The sequence below is a fragment of the Helicobacter valdiviensis genome (genome assembly GCF_003245365.1).
GTDB classification, from domain to species: domain Bacteria; phylum Campylobacterota; class Campylobacteria; order Campylobacterales; family Helicobacteraceae; genus Helicobacter_D; species Helicobacter_D valdiviensis.
On sequence record NZ_NBIU01000097.1, the window covers coordinates 1 to 941 of the forward strand.

The 941-nt window shown below is 32.5% G+C and carries 2 pseudogenes; both read right to left on the reverse strand.

The annotated features are described in order from the left end of the window. Positions 1–241 (reverse strand): annotated as a pseudogene (locus tag B6S12_RS10675) (hypothetical protein); the annotation flags it as partial. Between the two features lie 108 nt (positions 242–349). Further along, positions 350–941 (reverse strand): annotated as a pseudogene (locus B6S12_RS11280) (hypothetical protein); the annotation flags it as partial.

Below are 941 nucleotides of genomic sequence, written 5' to 3' on the forward strand. Positions count from 1 at the left end.
CTAAAAGAGTGGATCTCTCTCCTGTATAAAAGTTAGGATCTAAATATATTGGTTTATAATCTTTGTAGGGAGAGTTTCTTAAAATTCTATCAGCTTCAATAACTGCTTTAGAGTATTCTTTTGTGTATTTTCCCGTTTCGGATAAACTCTCCATAAAATAAACTTCATTTGTGAGCTTATTCACTTCTAATTCTGCCGTATTTGGAACAATTACCTTATAAGTTTGATTGTTGCTATCCATTATTCATCCTTTCTATCCTATATGCAAACCATCTTTTATAATGATAGTAGTAGCTAGTCTACCTACAAATTTAGGGCGTTTTTTCAATATGCTCTTAAGCAACAAGGATTATTCTTTAATATTATGTTCTCTAGCATAGGCTTTTATCTTTTCTTTTAAATCTTCTGGGAAATTATAACGATAAATAGCAGGGATTCTAGGATCACATAATCTATCTAACACATTTCGTTGATAAAAATCATTTAATTGCTCTGGAGTATAATAATAAGGTGCACTAGGATAGCCTTGAGGGGGGGTTAAGGCTGCGAGTTTAGCATGGAGTATCAAAAGTTCATCAAATAATCTAGCCGATTCTTCACTTCTTTCATTAGAAATATCCGAAGAAAAATTCATTCTATTACCAAATGTATAAGCATTTGCCTGTTTATCAAATTCTTCTCTACTCTCTGGAGTAGAATCCACATCTCTTGGATCTTTAAGTATTCCTTTTTTAACATCGTCAGCTAAAGACCAAATGCTATCACCTTCTCCATCATAAGCAAATTGATATTCATTTAAATCAATCACCCAATCCACTCCTATAAGCTCATCTAAGAAAGGTAGCATACCAAATTCATCATAAGGAGGATTTTTAGCAAAGTCTTTTAACATTTGAGCTTTTAGGGGGTTTTTATGTAAACCTGCTCTTAAGCCTCTATAT